The 15,533-nt window shown below is 30.0% G+C and carries 17 protein-coding genes and 1 pseudogene; all 18 read left to right on the forward strand.

Going from position 1 to position 15,533, the window contains the following annotated elements:
* Positions 1–131: 131 nt before the first annotated feature.
* Entirely contained in the window at positions 132–1,466 is a 1,335-nt protein-coding gene (locus NST87_RS06415) for a DEAD/DEAH box helicase (protein WP_340721433.1), read from the forward strand.
* Between the two features lie 16 nt (positions 1,467–1,482).
* On the forward strand, positions 1,483–2,373 hold the full coding sequence (locus NST87_RS06420) for a deoxyribonuclease IV (RefSeq protein ID WP_340721434.1): 891 nt from the start codon (positions 1,483–1,485) through the stop codon (positions 2,371–2,373).
* Positions 2,374–2,531: 158 nt separating this feature from the next.
* The gene (locus NST87_RS06425) at positions 2,532–3,305 is read left to right on the forward strand and encodes a metal ABC transporter ATP-binding protein (protein ID WP_019469359.1); all 774 of its coding nucleotides are present in this window, start codon (positions 2,532–2,534) and stop codon (positions 3,303–3,305) included.
* Positions 3,302–4,174, forward strand: a complete 873-nt coding sequence (locus NST87_RS06430) for a metal ABC transporter permease (protein ID WP_019469358.1) — start codon at positions 3,302–3,304, stop codon at positions 4,172–4,174. Before NST87_RS06425 ends, NST87_RS06430 begins: the two co-directional genes overlap by 4 nt.
* Positions 4,152–4,565, forward strand: coding sequence for a Fur family transcriptional regulator (locus NST87_RS06435; RefSeq protein WP_107386512.1), 414 nt, complete (start codon positions 4,152–4,154; stop codon positions 4,563–4,565). Before NST87_RS06430 ends, NST87_RS06435 begins: the two co-directional genes overlap by 23 nt.
* Positions 4,566–4,844: 279 nt before the next feature.
* Entirely contained in the window at positions 4,845–5,444 is a 600-nt protein-coding gene (locus NST87_RS06440) for a superoxide dismutase (protein ID WP_019469356.1), read from the forward strand.
* A 120-nt stretch (positions 5,445–5,564) separates the two neighbouring features.
* On the forward strand, positions 5,565–7,616 hold the full coding sequence (locus NST87_RS06445) for a peptidoglycan D,D-transpeptidase FtsI family protein (RefSeq protein WP_019469355.1): 2,052 nt from the start codon (positions 5,565–5,567) through the stop codon (positions 7,614–7,616).
* A gap of 129 nt (positions 7,617–7,745) precedes the next feature.
* Positions 7,746–7,895 carry a 50S ribosomal protein L33 gene (rpmG, locus tag NST87_RS06450; protein WP_019469354.1) on the forward strand — a complete coding sequence of 50 codons (150 nt, stop codon included), beginning with the start codon at positions 7,746–7,748 and terminating at the stop codon, positions 7,893–7,895.
* A 134-nt stretch (positions 7,896–8,029) separates the two neighbouring features.
* Positions 8,030–8,572 (forward strand): 5-formyltetrahydrofolate cyclo-ligase, encoded by a 543-nt coding sequence (locus tag NST87_RS06455; protein ID WP_340721435.1) that lies wholly within the window; start codon positions 8,030–8,032, stop codon positions 8,570–8,572.
* An 11-nt stretch (positions 8,573–8,583) separates the two neighbouring features.
* Positions 8,584–10,035 (forward strand): rhomboid family intramembrane serine protease, encoded by a 1,452-nt coding sequence (locus NST87_RS06460; protein WP_340721436.1) that lies wholly within the window; start codon positions 8,584–8,586, stop codon positions 10,033–10,035.
* Entirely contained in the window at positions 10,019–10,225 is a 207-nt protein-coding gene (locus NST87_RS06465) for a YqgQ family protein (protein WP_019469351.1), read from the forward strand. The genes NST87_RS06460 and NST87_RS06465 overlap by 17 nt, the downstream gene beginning before the upstream one ends.
* Positions 10,226–10,533: 308 nt before the next feature.
* Entirely contained in the window at positions 10,534–11,520 is a 987-nt protein-coding gene (locus NST87_RS06470) for a glucokinase (protein ID WP_340721437.1), read from the forward strand.
* A complete protein-coding gene (locus NST87_RS06475) occupies positions 11,520–11,843 on the forward strand; it encodes an MTH1187 family thiamine-binding protein (protein ID WP_340721439.1) in 324 nt (107 codons plus the stop codon). Before NST87_RS06470 ends, NST87_RS06475 begins: the two co-directional genes overlap by 1 nt.
* A 2-nt stretch (positions 11,844–11,845) precedes the next feature.
* The gene (locus NST87_RS06480; protein ID WP_071560302.1) at positions 11,846–12,469 is read left to right on the forward strand and encodes an MBL fold metallo-hydrolase; all 624 of its coding nucleotides are present in this window, start codon (positions 11,846–11,848) and stop codon (positions 12,467–12,469) included.
* 59 nt (positions 12,470–12,528) lie between these two features.
* Positions 12,529–13,503, forward strand: coding sequence for a competence type IV pilus ATPase ComGA (comGA, locus tag NST87_RS06485; RefSeq protein ID WP_019469347.1), 975 nt, complete (start codon positions 12,529–12,531; stop codon positions 13,501–13,503).
* Between the two features lie 675 nt (positions 13,504–14,178).
* Entirely contained in the window at positions 14,179–14,541 is a 363-nt protein-coding gene (locus NST87_RS06490) for a type II secretion system F family protein (protein ID WP_230620688.1), read from the forward strand.
* A gap of 19 nt (positions 14,542–14,560) precedes the next feature.
* Positions 14,561–14,877 (forward strand): annotated as a pseudogene (gene comGC / locus NST87_RS06495) (competence type IV pilus major pilin ComGC).
* Positions 14,867–15,307 (forward strand): competence type IV pilus minor pilin ComGD, encoded by a 441-nt coding sequence (gene comGD, locus NST87_RS06500; protein WP_019469345.1) that lies wholly within the window; start codon positions 14,867–14,869, stop codon positions 15,305–15,307. Before comGC ends, comGD begins: the two are co-directional and overlap by 11 nt.
* Positions 15,308–15,533 lie beyond the last annotated feature (226 nt).

Raw genomic sequence — 15,533 nt, forward strand, 5'->3', positions numbered from 1 at the left:
TACTTTATGTCCCAGCCTCTCTTACTTTCAAACTATATTTACCATCAACAGTTAGAGAAAAAAATAATTAGTTCAAAATCGTTTGTGAATGCTTTATAATAGAAAAGATGAAGATTTAAGGAGGCCAAATCATGGCAAATCACCCATTTGATAAGTTTAATTTAGATCCTAGTTTAATTGACGCGGTACGAAATTTGAACTTTAATCAACCTACAGAAGTACAAAATAGAGTAATTCCAAAAATATTAAAAGAAGTAAACTTAATTGGACAATCACAAACAGGCACTGGCAAATCCCATGCCTTTTTATTACCATTGATACATTTAATAAATGTCGATGTTAAAGAACCACAAGCAATCATTGTTGCGCCAACAAGAGAATTAGCACAACAGTTATTTGGTGTTGCTAGCCATTTAGCTGATTATAAAGGTGGCTTAACTGTTAAACTTTTCATTGGTGGCTCTGATATTGAAAAAGATAGACAACGCGCGAAGAACCAACCACAACTTATTATAGGTACACCAACACGTATAAACGACCTAGCTAAACATGGGGATTTACATGTGCACTTAGCTTCTTATTTAGTTGTGGATGAAGCTGACTTAATGATTGATTTAGGATTAATAGAAGAGGTAGACCATATTGCTACACGCTTAGATGAACAATCTCATATAGCTGTATTTAGTGCTACAATACCTAAATCATTACATCCATTTTTAAATAAATATTTAGAAAATCCTGAATACGTTGAAATTGAAAATGTTCAAAAGAATAACAAAAACATTGAATTCTTTTTAATTCCAACAAAGGGAGAAGCAAAGATAGAAAAAACGATAAAACTCATTGATATTTTAAATCCATACCTATGTATTATATTTTGTAATAGTCGCGATAATGCAAACGAACTTGCAGACCAGTTAAATGCTGCCGGGTTAAAATTAGGTATGATTCATGGTGGTTTAACGCCTAGAGAGCGTAAACAACAAATGAAACGTATTCGTAATTTAGAATTTCAATTTGTTATCGCAAGTGATTTAGCATCACGTGGGATAGACATTGAAGGCGTAAGTCATGTCATTAACTTTGATGTACCAAATGATGTTGATTTCTTCACGCATCGTGTTGGACGTACTGGTAGAGGTCAATATAAAGGTGTTGCAATTACACTATACAGCCCTGAGGAAGAAGAAAACATCGCGTTAATTGAACAGCGAGGTTATCAATTTGAGAATGTTGATATAAAAAACGATGAATTGACACCAATAAAGGCACACAATACACGACAATCACGTAAGAATAAAGATGATCATTTAACAAACGAATTAAAAAACAAAGTGAAGAGAAACAAGAAAAAAGTAAAACCTGGCTATAAGAAAAAATTCCAACGTGATCTAGAACATTTAAAACGTCAAGAGCGTAAAAAATTCAGCAAGAAACAAAATCGTCAAGCCAGAAAAAATAAATAAAGGATTGGTGACTACTATGTTATTAGGATCTCATGTATCTATGAATGGCAAGAAAATGTTAGCAGGTTCAGCTGAAGAAGCACATAAATTCGGTGAATCTACTTTCATGATTTATACAGGTGCACCACAAAACACAAGAAGAAAGCCTATAGAAGAATTAAATATTGATCAAGGTCAAGAATTGATGCAAACTTATGGGCTTTCAAATATTGTCGTGCATGCACCTTATATTATAAATATTGCGAATACTGTCAAACCTCATGTATTTAATTTAGGTGTTGAATTTTTGCAAAGTGAAATTGAAAGAACTCAAGCAATAGGAGCTAAAGATATAGTATTGCATCCAGGTTCACATGTTGGAGAAGGTGCAGATGCTGGTATTAATAAGATCATAGAAGGACTAAATGAAGTACTTACAAATGATAATAATGTACGCATCGCACTTGAAACAATGGCCGGTAAAGGGTCAGAAATTGGAAGGAATTTTGAAGAAATCGCTCGAATTATAGATGGCGTTAAGCATAATGAACGTTTATCCGTGTGTTTCGATACTTGTCATACGCATGATGCAGGCTATAATGTAAAAGAAGATTTCGATGGTGTATTAAATGAATTCGATAAGATTATTGGTATCGATAGAATAAGGGTTGTTCATGTAAATGATAGTAAAAATGATATTGGCGCACATAAAGATAGACACGAAAATATAGGCTTTGGTTATATCGGTTTTGATGCTTTAAATTATATCGTTCATCATGATACGTTCAAAGATATTCCCAAAATACTTGAAACACCATATGTAGGTGAAGATAAAAAGAATAAAAAACCACCGTATAAATTTGAAATTGAATTGCTTAAACAACAGCAATTTGATCCTGAGTTAAAAGATAAAATCTTAATGCAATAACACTTAAAAAGACTGAATAATAACCAAATAATGTTTTGAAGGATGGAATAGTAAACTCAATTTATAATTGAGCTCTATTTCATCCTTTTTGTTAATTCGTAAACATTACTATTTACATAATTGTTAACAAGTTGTATAGTATAGAACGAGGTGAAAAGATGACTACTCCAGTGTTTGAATTAAAAAATATTGATTATTATTTTGAAAATAAAAAAGTATTAGAAAACATAAATATTAAAATTAATAAAGGTCAATTTTTGGCTATAGTAGGACCAAATGGTGCTGGCAAATCAACTTTGCTAAAAATCATATTAGGACTATTACCTTTGCAAAAAGGTGAAATATATGTAGATGGCAAAGCATATAATGGAAAGCAATCTCTATATAAAATTAGTTATGTTTCACAAAAAGCTCAAGCATTTAAAGCGGGCTTTCCTGCGAGTGTAAAAGAAGTTGTTATGAGCGGGCTTACAAAACGTAAAAAGTTATTTCAATGGTTTAATAAAAATGATGAACATAAAGTGGTAGCCGTATTAAATAGTTTGAATATAGGTCACTTAATTAATAAAAATATTGCAGAATTATCGGGTGGGCAACAACAACGTGTATTAATAGCGCGAGCTTTAATTAGCAATCCCTCAGTACTTATACTAGATGAACCGACGAACGGTATAGATGCAAAACACGTTAGTGAATTTTATGAAACATTAGAGACCTTAAAAAATGAAGGAGTAACAATCATTTTAGTTACCCATGATATAGGTGTTGTAGCAGATACTGCTACGGAAGTAGCATGTTTAAACAAGCATTTACATTTTCATGGCACGACAGAGGATTTTAAGTCGTTAGATGAAGTGGAAATATCTAAAATATACGGTCATCCTATTCAGTTTGTAGACCATCAACATAATAGGGAGTGTTGTTCATCATGATTGAGGCATTATTAAATTTTGATTTTATGAGATACTCTCTGATAAGTGGTATTTTGATTGGCTTTATTGCCCCATTAATCGGTGCATTTATTGTTGTTCGAAGGCTATCTTTAATCGCAGATGCATTAAGCCACGTTACACTTGGTGGTATTTCTTTTGGCATGTTTTTCGTGACGATTGCACCTGCACTTACATTTATTAATCCTATGTGGTTCGGCATATTATTCGCAGTCATTGGTGCATTATTAATCGAAAAGCTTAGGACGTCGTATAGTAATTACCAAGAAATCGCTATTCCAATTATAATGAGTGCAGGCATAGCATTAAGTGCTATTTTTATTTCATTAGCAGATGGTTTTAATCAAGAAATTGTTGGTTTATTATTTGGTTCTATTAGTGCTGTAACTATCAGTGATTTATCAACCATTATCGCAATCGTTATCATCGTATTAGCATTTATATTATTATTTTACAAAGAGTTATTCATACTATCATTCGATGAAGAATATAGTAAAGTTATAGGTATTCCAAAATGGATACAGTTTTTATTTATCATAATAGTCGCGATGGTCATATCAGCATCTATGAGAGTAGTAGGTATATTATTAGTAAGTGCATTAATTACATTGCCGATAGCTATAGCAATGCGTATGACGAAAGGTTTCAAACAACTTATTATATTGAGTGTATTAATTGGAGAATTTTCAGTTATAGCAGGGCTTGTATTAGCATTTTATATGAATATTTCCCCTGGTGGCGTGATTGTCGTACTACTTGTTCTTTTATTAGCAATAATGATGTCATATCAAAAGTTCAAATTAAAAACTGTGAAAGGGGCTATTAATAATGAAAATAGACGAAGCAATTAATATTCTAAAAGCAGAAGGACACAAATATACAAATAAAAGAAGAGATATGATAAATGTTTTTATAGAAGAAGATAAGTATATTAACGCAAAACATATACAGCAAAAATTAGATAAGGATTATCCAGGTATCTCCTTTGACACGATATATAGAAATTTACATTTATTTAAAGACTTAGGTATCGTTGAGGGCACGGAACTCGATGGTGAAATGAAATTTAGAATTGCGTGTACTGATCACCATCATCATCATTTTATTTGTGAATCCTGTGGTGATACAAAAATAATCGATTTTTGTCCAATTGAACAGATAAAGGCGTTTTTACCTAAAGTTGCAATCCATACCCACAAATTAGAAGTTTATGGAGTATGTGAAGCTTGTCAGCATGCTTAAAATTGCCAACGCATTTCTAAATGTAAAATGGCACCAATCGACGCTTATTACAAAAAAGTTTCCTTCTAAACATAGGTCATTAGTCTGAATTATATTGAATTTTTAAAATACTTTGGCTATTATGTTTAAAATCCACTATTTTGAGATATAATAATAAAGGAACTAAAGATAACAAATATAATTTTATGACTTTTGAATAAGTTTGTAAGCATATTCATTGTTGTAATCATTTTTAGTTGTTATGCTTTATTTACAGATTAATTAGGAGGATGATTATTTATGGCTTTTGAATTACCAAACTTACCTTATGGTTCTGATGCATTAGAACCACATATTGATCAACAAACAATGGAAATCCATCACGACAAACATCATAACACTTATGTTACTAAATTAAATGCAGCAATTGAAGGTACTGATTTAGAGTCTAAATCAATTGAAGAAATTATTGCAAATTTAGACAGTGTACCAGAAGATATTCAAACAGCTGTTAGAAATAATGGTGGTGGACACTTAAACCACTCATTATTCTGGGAATTATTAACTCCAAACTCTGAAGAAAAAGGAACTGTAGTTGATAAAATTAAAGAACAATGGGGTTCTTTAGATGCATTTAAAGAAGAATTTGCAGATAAAGCTGCAGCTCGTTTTGGTTCAGGATGGGCTTGGCTAGTTGTTAATAATGGTAATTTAGAAATTGTTACAACTCCAAACCAAGATAACCCACTTACAGAAGGTAAAACACCAATCCTAGGCTTAGACGTTTGGGAACATGCTTATTATCTTAAATACCAAAACAAACGTCCAGAATATATTAGTGCTTTCTGGAACGTTGTAAATTGGGAAAAAGTTGATGAATTATATAACGCTGCTAAATAATTAAGCTTCTATTTTTGACGGCCTTACACAGGTCGTCATTTTTTTATTTAAAATAATAGAAATCTGTGTCAATTTCATATATCATTTAAAGTGATCACTTTTGAATAGAGGTATGTTGTTTTGCTAAAAAGATTAAAGGAAAAATCAAACGATGAGAAAATAAGAAATACGATGAATAAAAGAATAAGCTTTGTGTTTGGTCTAATTGTATTTATTTTTGCGATTATTGTTTTACGATTAGGTTATTTGCAAATTGCGCAGGGCTCTCATTATAAGCAATTAATTAAAAACAGTGAAAATTTAACTGTTAATGAAGCTGTTCCAAGAGGGAGAATTCTCGATAGAAATGGTAAAGTCCTAGTAGATAATGCATCTAAAAAAGCCATTACCTTTTCTCGTGGAAGAAAAACATCGCAATCAGAGGTTTTAAAAATAGCTAATGATTTGTCAAAACTTATAAAAATGGATACTGATAAAATTACAGATCGAGATAAACAAGATTTTTGGATTTTAAAACATCCTAATAAAGCTGATGAATTAATGAAAAAAGAGCAATCATTATTAGACGATGGAAGTATTACTCAAGAACAATATGATGAAACATTACATAAAAAAATTGGAAAGAAACAATTTGATTCATTTTCTGATAAAGATTTACAAGTTTTAGCAATATTTAGAGAAATGATGTCTGGTTCTGCATTAGATCCTCAAATGATTAAAAACGAAGATGTTACAGATGAAGAATATGCTGCAGTGTCACAAAAACTTTCTGATTTACCAGGCGTTAATACTACGATGGATTGGGATCGAAAATATCCATATGATGATACATTACGCGGTATTTTTGGCGATGTCTCTACTACACAAGAAGGTATTCCAAAAGAATTAACAGAACAATATTTATCAAAAGGATATTCAAGAAATGATCGTGTAGGAAAATCTTATTTAGAATATCAATACGATAATATTCTCAAGGGTAAAAAGAAAGAAATGAAATACACAACAGATAAATCAGGAGAAGTCATTGATTCACAAGTAATTCATGAAGGATCACGTGGAGACGATCTTGTTTTAAGTATTGATATTGATTTACAAAAGAAAACAGAAGAGTATTTGGAAAAACAAATAAGCAAATTACGTAGTGAAGGTGCTAAAGATATGGACAATGCTTTAGTGGTTGTCCAAAATCCTAATAATGGTGATATTTTAGCAATGGCTGGGAAACAAATTGATAAAAATGGTGATTTAACTGATTATGATATCGGAACGTTCACGTCACAATACGCTGTTGGATCGTCTGTTAAAGGGGGAACATTACTAGCAGGTTACCAAAACGATGCCATTAATGTTGGTGAGAAAATGGTTGATGAACCATTAAAATTTGCAGGGGGTCTTTCTAAACGTTCATACTTCAACCAAGATGGTAAAGTAACGATTGATGATAAAGAAGCTTTAATGCATTCATCAAACGTATACATGTTTAAAACAGCATTAAAAATTGCTGGTTCCCCATACACACCAAACATGACATTGCCTACTGATATTTCAGAAGCAGGTCAAAAATTACGAAAAGGGCTAAATCAAGTTGGCTTAGGTGTTAAAACAGGTATCGATTTGCCAAATGAAACTGGGGGTCAGATAGAACCATTAACAGATAATCCAGGAAATTATTTAGATTTAGCAATTGGACAATATGATACTTATTCACCATTACAGTTATCACAATATGCTTCTACAATTGCAAATGATGGTTATAGAATTCAACCACATGTAGGTTTAGAAATTAGAAAAGCAACAAATAAAGACTCCTTAGGTCCAGTTAAACAGAAAGTAAAAGGCGATGTATTAAATAAAGTTAACAATACATCAGACCAAGTTAAGCAAGTACAAGAAGGGTTTAAAATGGCATTTAATGAAAAAGAAGGTACAGGCTATCAAAGTTTCAATGATACCGTTGTCCCTTCAGCTGGTAAAACTGGTACTGCAGAAGTATTCCAAGATGGTGAACCAAAAGTAAATTCAACTTATGTTGGTTATGCACCAATAGAAAATCCAAAATTAGCATTTTCAATTGTATATACGAATCAGCCTGTTCCAGAACCTTGGCTTAATGGTGGTGACTTAGGTCGCGATATAATTAACTATTATTTTAAGGAAAAAGATAAAAAGTAAACCATAAACAACCTATTTTCTCTTTAAAACCTATGGGTATGGTCTATATTAAAAAATAATACTTTTCAATTTTATAACTAAATGGTATGATAAATAAGTCGTATTTTGAAAAGGTAAGGAGGAATTAGCATGCGCGTAAACGTAACACTAGCTTGCACAGAATGTGGAGAAAGAAACTACATTACAACAAAAAATAAACGTACTAATCCTGAACGTATCGAAATGAAAAAACACTGTGCTCGTGATAACAAACATACTTTGCACCGTGAAACAAAATAATGAAAATTTTAACCAGATTCTAAAATTTGAATCTGGTTATTTTTTTTCAAAAATATATTGAAATAGCAGTATGATGACATAACATATTTTTATCGTTATAATAAAAGAGGATATAAAATGGGAAGGTGTCATATATGAGTAAACGTTCATTAAGAAAAGAAATAATAAAAAAGATGAAACAATTTTCCGAACAAGAGCAAAAATTATCTGCTGATCAATACTTAACACAACAATTATTGAATTTATCTGAATATAAATCAGCAAAACGTATTGGTATTGTGCTGTCAATGGCACATGAAGTCGATACTTATCCAATCATTTCAAAAATGCTAAATGATGATAAAAATGTATATGTACCAGAAACTGATTATAAAACCAAAACAATGTCATTTAAAGGTTTAGATGATTTATCGAATCTTGCACGTGACGATAAAGGAATTAATTATGTTACAAGTAATACAGAAATAACGAATGATTTAGATTTGTTAATAGTACCAGGTGTAGTATTCAATAACAAAGGCTACAGAATTGGTTATGGTGGGGGTTATTTTGATAAAATTTTATCACATCATCAACAGCCAACAATAAGTTTAATTTATGACTTCCAAATAAATGATTTTGAAATAGAAGCACATGATCAACCTGTGCAAAAATTAATTATAGCGGCTACGCATTAATGGAGGAAAAAATGATAACTGAAAAGCACTTTTGGAAGTCAATTTATACTTGGACAAAATATTTAAACTATCAAGTTGTACATCGTAATCAAGATGATTCTGAAATTTGGCTTGCAAATAAAAGAAAGCAATCTGTTGCAATATTTAAATTTGGTGCTAATTCTACACAAGAAGTTAGATTTGATAAAAGTAGAATTCAAGACCATGAAGAAGATATTATTACATTTTTAGGTTTCAAACCCCAAAATTATTATTTATATATTTACACTGATAAAACATTTACAAATGAAAATTTGGACGAACTAAAATCAGTTAAATTCAAAGTGAAGATTATTCGACAAGTTGAACATTTGGATAAAATAATGCCCAATTATTTAATGAAATTTATGTTTAACCGTAGTACGAAACATACAAAAGGTTTTTATAAGCAAAGAGCATTAAATAATAATCCTATTGAAAAACATATGCTTAAATTTGCGCCAGTTACATATTTATTAATTGTAATTAATATTATTATTTGGCTTTCGATGGTGCTATTTTTAAATCATTTTTCTGATTTGAAACTTTTAGATATTGGAGGTCTTGTACATTTTAACGTCGTTCATGGAGAATGGTACAGACTCATATCATCTATATTTTTACATTATAATTTTGAACATATATTAATGAATATGTTGAGTTTATTTATTTTTGGAAAAATAGTGGAAGCTATTGTTGGGCATTGGCGATTTTTAATTATTTATTTTGTTTCTGGCTTATTTGGTAATTTTGCTTCCTTATCTTTTAATACGGATACTGTTTCCGTTGGTGCAAGTGGTGCTATTTTTGGTTTAATTGGAGCCATTTTTGCGTTTATGTATATTGGTAAACAATTTAATCAAAAGTTAATTGGCCAATTATTGATTGTCCTAGTCATTTTAATTGGTGCTTCATTATTAATGCAAAATGTAAATATAGTAGCACATGTGGGTGGTTTCATTGGTGGTTTACTAATAACACTTATAGGATATTATTTTAAAATCAACCAAAATAAATTCTGGATTTTTCTAATTTTAATGATTGTTTTATTTATTGCAGCTCAAATTCGCATCTTTACGATTCAAGAGGATAATATTTATAATACAATCATTGAAAAGGAAATGAAGCATGGTAATTATAAAAGTGCTAAAGATATGGTACAACACACGGTAAATAAAAGTTATGCCGATGATGAAACATACTACCTAAAAGGATTAATTAATGCGACAACAGATTCAAAATCAGAAGGAATGGCAACATGGGAAAGAGGTTTAAGAAACTTTCCAGATTCTGCATTATTAAATTACCAACTAGCGGTAGCAAATAGATCTATCGATAACAAAGATAAAGCAAAAAAACATATTAAAGCTGCATTAAAAATAGATCCAACTAATCATGATTATATTAATTTAAATAAAGAATTGAGCGATGACAGTGATTCATGAGATTAATACATTTTATGATGTACAACAACTTTTAAAAAAATTTGGTTTTATCATTTACTTTAAGGATAAGTCAGATATTTATGAAATGATGGAACAAGAATTACATTCATTGTATGAATATAGTTTAATTACCAAAGATGATTATATTAAATCTAAATTAATTATTAATCAACGGAAAAATGAACGCTAATTTCTTGAATCATTATATGAGTAAGTGGTTTTTATAATATGGATACACACCATATTGGCAGTTTAAACAGTTAACAATCAATAGCCACATTTTTTGTTATTGATTATATAATATATCTTTATATTCGTTATCATTGCATTTGTGAAATGAAAAATATTAATATAGATATATATGTTTTATACAGAGAAAAAATATATTTTAAGGAAGAAGACAACTATTTTAACATGTAAAACATTAAAATAGACTGTTGATGAAATCAAGATTTAATTTAACATTCCTTAAAAATAAGAGAAGGATGAATAAAATACATGAAAAAAATTATCTTAGCAGCAGATATTGGTGGTACAACTTGTAAGCTAGGTATATTCGACCAACAATTAGAACAAATTGAGAAATGGTCTATAAAAACTGATACGTCAGATGTTACAGGTTATGCACTTTTGAAAAATGTTTATGAATCTTTCGTTGAACATGTCGATAATTCTGACTTTGTTTTTTCAGATGTGTTAGGTGTTGGTATTGGTGTACCAGGACCAGTGAATTTTGAAACAGGTGAGGTTAATGGTGCAGTTAACTTATATTGGAAAGAAACTGTTAATGTCAGAGAAATTTTCAAACAATTTGTAGAATGTCCTGTTTATGTTGATAATGATGCTAATGTTGCAGCGTTAGGTGAAAAGCACAAAGGTGCAGGACATGGTGCAGACGATGTAGTTGCAATCACATTAGGCACTGGTCTAGGTGGCGGTATTATTTCTAACGGAGAAATTGTGCACGGTCATAATGGCTCTGGTGCTGAAATTGGTCATTTTAGAGTTGACCATGATCAACGCTTTAAATGTAATTGTGGTAAATCAGGTTGTATTGAAACCGTTGCTTCCGCGACAGGTGTTGTTAATTTAGTGAATTTTTATTATCCTAAATTAACGTTTAAATCTTCGATACTTCAATTAATCAAAGATAATCAAGTTACCGCAAAAGCAGTATTTGATGCAGCGAAAGCTGGAGATCAATTCTGTATCTTTATTACGGAGCGTGTAGCTAATTTTATTGCATATTTGTGCAGTATTATCAGCGTGACAAGTAACCCTAAATATATTGTTTTAGGTGGAGGAATGTCTACAGCAGGTTTGATTTTAATTGAAAATATAAAAACAGAGTATCATAATCTAACTTTTACACCAGCACAACAAGGAACAGAAATTGTTCAAGCTAAATTAGGTAATGATGCGGGCATTACTGGTGCTGCTGGCTTAATTTATACTTATATAATTGAAAAGGAAGGTGTGAAATAATGGCTATAGTAGATGTAGTAGTTATACCTGTGGGTACAGAAGGACCAAGTGTTAGCAAATATATTGCTGAGATACAAACGAAATTAAAAGAATTTAAAGCACAAGGTAAAATTGACTATCAATTAACACCAATGAATACCTTAATTGAAGGAGATTTGAAAGATTTATTTGAAGTCGTTCAAGCCATTCATGAATTACCTTTTGATAAAGGTATTGATAGAGTTTGTACGAATATCAGAATTGACGATAGAAGAGATAAATCTCGCAAAATGAATGATAAACTAAAATCAGTTCAAAATCTTTTAGATAATGGAGGTCGCTAACAATGCAAATTTCTAGTTTAGCATTGGGCTTAGTTAAGACGAATACTTATTTTATTGAAAATGATAAGCATGTCATTATAGTTGATCCAGCGGCTGATTATGAATTAATTATAAAAAAATTAAACCAAATTAATAAACCTGTCATTGCAGTATTGTTAACACACGCTCATTTCGACCATATTGGTGCTTTAGATCAAATTGTTGATAAATATAAGGTGCCCGTTTATATGCATTACAGTGAATTTGATTTTTTAACTAATACTGATAAAAATGGTTCACAGAAATTTAAGCAATATGGATTAACGCCTGTCACAAGTCGCGTATCACCACAAAAGATTGATGAAGGTTCTATGGAAATTGAAAGCTTTAAATTCAAAGTAATTCATACGCCTGGACATTCGCCTGGTAGTTTATCTTTTATATTTGACGATTTTGCTGTAGTTGGTGATACTTTATTTAAACAAGGTATAGGAAGAACTGATTTATATAAAGGTGATTATGAAACATTAGTTGACTCGATATTAGATAAATTATTCAAGCTAGATGATGATTTACCTTTATTCCCAGGTCATGGGCCATATACAACGATTGAAGATGAACAACTTAATCCATACTTGCATGGTTAATTTAACTTTAGTAAGTAATATTAACACCTCCTACGTGTATTATTGTAGGAGGTGTTTTTTTGAAGTTACTCTTTAAAAACATTATTGATAAAGCTATTAATGAAAATGTATCAGATGTACATTTTATCCCTGACCAAAACAAAGTACACATTAAATTTAGGAAAAAAGAATATTTAAGCACTATAGAAACAGTTGAAGTTCATATTTATAGGAAATTGCTCACATATATGAAATATCAGGCTGGCTTAGATGTCTCAACACATAGCACTGCGCAAAGTGGAAGATATGCTTACAAACTCAAACAATTATATTATTTAAGAGTTTCAACTTTACCTTTATCTCTAGGATTTGAAAGTTGTGTAGTGAGAATTATACCTCAATACTTTCAAAATTCTGCAAAAGCACTTAGTATTAATCAATTATTTAAACTAGTTCATAAAAAACAAGGGTTAATACTGTTTAGCGGTCCGACGGGATCTGGAAAAAGTACATTAATGTATCAGCTCATAGTACACGCAAAGGAGCATTTAAATGTTAACATCATTACCGTAGAAGATCCTGTAGAGCGTTTAGTTGAGGGAATTACTCAAGTGTCTATCAACGAAAAAGCAGGTATTAATTACGCTAATTCTTTTAAGGCTATTTTGAGGTGTGATCCTGATATAATACTCATTGGTGAAATCAGGGATGCAATGATTGCTAAACAAGTAATTCATGCAAGTTTAAGTGGGCATTTAGTACTTTCAACGATACATTCAAATAATTGTAAAGGCGCATTGAGTAGATTATTAGAAATGGGCATTACGATTCAAGAACTGCGACAGACGGTATTAAGTATTATTAATCAGAGATTAGTAATCACTTCAAAGAATGAACGTTCTCTTATTTATGAACAATTAAACCGTGAAGATATAGACTTTTATTTTGAAAATCAACTTACACTTCCGAACACATTCAAAAATTTATCTTACAAGTTGCAAGAAATGGCAAAAGAAGGAGAAATTTGTGAAGAAACACTCAATAGATATCTTTAATACACCTCGATTTATGCTTATCAGCGAAAAGAATCAAATTGACTTACTTCAAAGATTACATGATTTACTTCAACATGGTTTCACATTATCGGAATCATTTAAATTTTTATTACAACATATAAAAATAAAATCACCCAAATTAGTTTCTTTGATTAATACGCGTCTAGATCAAGGTGCACAATGTTATGAAATCCTATTACTTCTAAAATATCCTAAAATTATTATCATGTTAATATATTTCTCAGAATTATTTAGTGAACTCACATCAACACTACCACATGCAAAAGACTATTTGATTCGAAATCACAAAGCAAAGCAACAACTAATTAGAACACTGCAATATCCCTTACTATTAATCACAATTTTTATAGGAATGTTAATAATTTTAAATCATACTATTATACCTGAATTTCAAGCATTCTATAATAGCTTTGATGTTGAAATATCAAAAACTCAATTAATCTTATCCTCTATATTAATATATCTACCTAAAGCATTGCTTATTATTACATTAATCTGCTTAATTTTTTCCTATTTATTTTATAAAATCACAAAAACATTATCGATTAACTTGAAGTACAGTATTATATTAAAAATCCCTATTTTACGTACTTTTTTAAATTTTATAAAACTTACAGACTTTCTACAGAATTTGCATTGTTTTACAAAAACGGCGTGACCTTACAATCAATCGTTGATATATATTCTAAGCAAAAAAACGACACATATTTAATTTACCTTGCTCGAAAATTAGCAACAGGTACACAAAGCGGTCATAAGTTAAGTGAGATTTTAAAAAAGATTTCTTGTTTTGAAGAAGGGTTGATTAATTTTATTGAGGAGGGTGAAAAGACAGGGAAACTAGACATAGAATTAAAATTATATAGCGAAATCATATTTACAAAAATTGAACGGTATTTACAATTAATAATTAAATTTATACAACCAATTATATTTATCATGTTAGGGATACTGATCATTTCCTTATATTTAGTCATAATGTTACCTATGTTCGATCTAATGCAAACGATTAAATAATAACATTTGGAGGTTTTTAATGAACAAAATAAAACAGTCTTTTAATAAGCGTGCATTTACTTTAATTGAAATGCTCCTTGTATTATTAATTATAAGCTTATTATTGATTTTGATTATACCCAATATTGCAAAACAATCTTCACATATTCAAAGTACTGGTTGCGAAGCACAAATAAAAATGATTGAAAGTCAAGTTGAAGCATTTACTCTAAAACATAATAAAAAACCACAGTCTATAGATGAACTGATTGCGGATGGCTATATCAAAGAAAATCAAAAAAATGTAAATCAGGATCAACCATTACTATAAATAACGGTGAAGTAATTGCAAACTAGCAAAGCATTTACATATATAGAAATGCTATTAGTTATGGGTATCATTAGTGTCTTATTATTTATTCAAGTAAACCATCTATCAATAAACGATAAGAAAATTAATGAAAACAATAACTTTATGAATACTTTAATCATTCAACTAAATTATTTGAAATCTAAAGCGATTAAAGATGATAAATCTATAACACTCATATTTAACGACTATTCGAATAAAATCATTGTTAGAGAACAATCAACTGAAAATAAAGATATAAATTTTCCAATAAATACTTATATACATCCTAAAAGTAATTTAAAATATTTAACATTCAACAATAAAGGTAATACAAATAAATTTGGTAGTATTTTTTTATCAGTAGATAACGAATTATTTAAATTAATATTTCATATTGAAAAAGGAAGATTAAGATATGAGAAACAGAGGCATTAACGGTAGTATACTTATGGATGCATATATTGCTTTTGTTTGTATGCTTTTAATGTGCAGTGTTTTTTTGCCTATGATTTTACAATTAAATCATACTTTCAACGATAAAATTGACAGTTTAAACATGAAAAGAATAATATTATTAACGTTAAAACATAATGATCGTGAAAGTTTACTAAAAGGCATCGATATTGAAGGATACAAAATTAAATTAACCAATTCAAATTTA

Source organism: Staphylococcus sp. FSL W8-0271, from assembly GCF_038006605.1.
Taxonomy (GTDB): Bacteria; Bacillota; Bacilli; order Staphylococcales; family Staphylococcaceae; genus Staphylococcus; species Staphylococcus cohnii.

Bases quoted from the DNA above. Each gene is read 5' to 3' on its own strand.
- NST87_RS06415 (WP_340721433.1), top strand. From the start codon at position 132: ATGGCAAATCACCCATTTGATAAGTTTAATTTAGATCCTAGTTTAATT.
- NST87_RS06420 (WP_340721434.1), top strand. From the start codon at position 1,483: ATGTTATTAGGATCTCATGTATCTATGAATGGCAAGAAAATGTTAGCA.
- NST87_RS06425 (WP_019469359.1), top strand. From the start codon at position 2,532: ATGACTACTCCAGTGTTTGAATTAAAAAATATTGATTATTATTTTGAA.
- NST87_RS06430 (WP_019469358.1), top strand. From the start codon at position 3,302: ATGATTGAGGCATTATTAAATTTTGATTTTATGAGATACTCTCTGATA.
- NST87_RS06435 (WP_107386512.1), top strand. From the start codon at position 4,152: ATGAAAATAGACGAAGCAATTAATATTCTAAAAGCAGAAGGACACAAA.
- NST87_RS06440 (WP_019469356.1), top strand. From the start codon at position 4,845: ATGGCTTTTGAATTACCAAACTTACCTTATGGTTCTGATGCATTAGAA.
- rpmG (WP_019469354.1), top strand. From the start codon at position 7,746: ATGCGCGTAAACGTAACACTAGCTTGCACAGAATGTGGAGAAAGAAAC.
- NST87_RS06455 (WP_340721435.1), top strand. From the start codon at position 8,030: ATGAGTAAACGTTCATTAAGAAAAGAAATAATAAAAAAGATGAAACAA.
- NST87_RS06460 (WP_340721436.1), top strand. From the start codon at position 8,584: ATGATAACTGAAAAGCACTTTTGGAAGTCAATTTATACTTGGACAAAA.
- NST87_RS06465 (WP_019469351.1), top strand. From the start codon at position 10,019: ATGACAGTGATTCATGAGATTAATACATTTTATGATGTACAACAACTT.
- NST87_RS06470 (WP_340721437.1), top strand. From the start codon at position 10,534: ATGAAAAAAATTATCTTAGCAGCAGATATTGGTGGTACAACTTGTAAG.
- NST87_RS06475 (WP_340721439.1), top strand. From the start codon at position 11,520: ATGGCTATAGTAGATGTAGTAGTTATACCTGTGGGTACAGAAGGACCA.
- NST87_RS06480 (WP_071560302.1), top strand. From the start codon at position 11,846: ATGCAAATTTCTAGTTTAGCATTGGGCTTAGTTAAGACGAATACTTAT.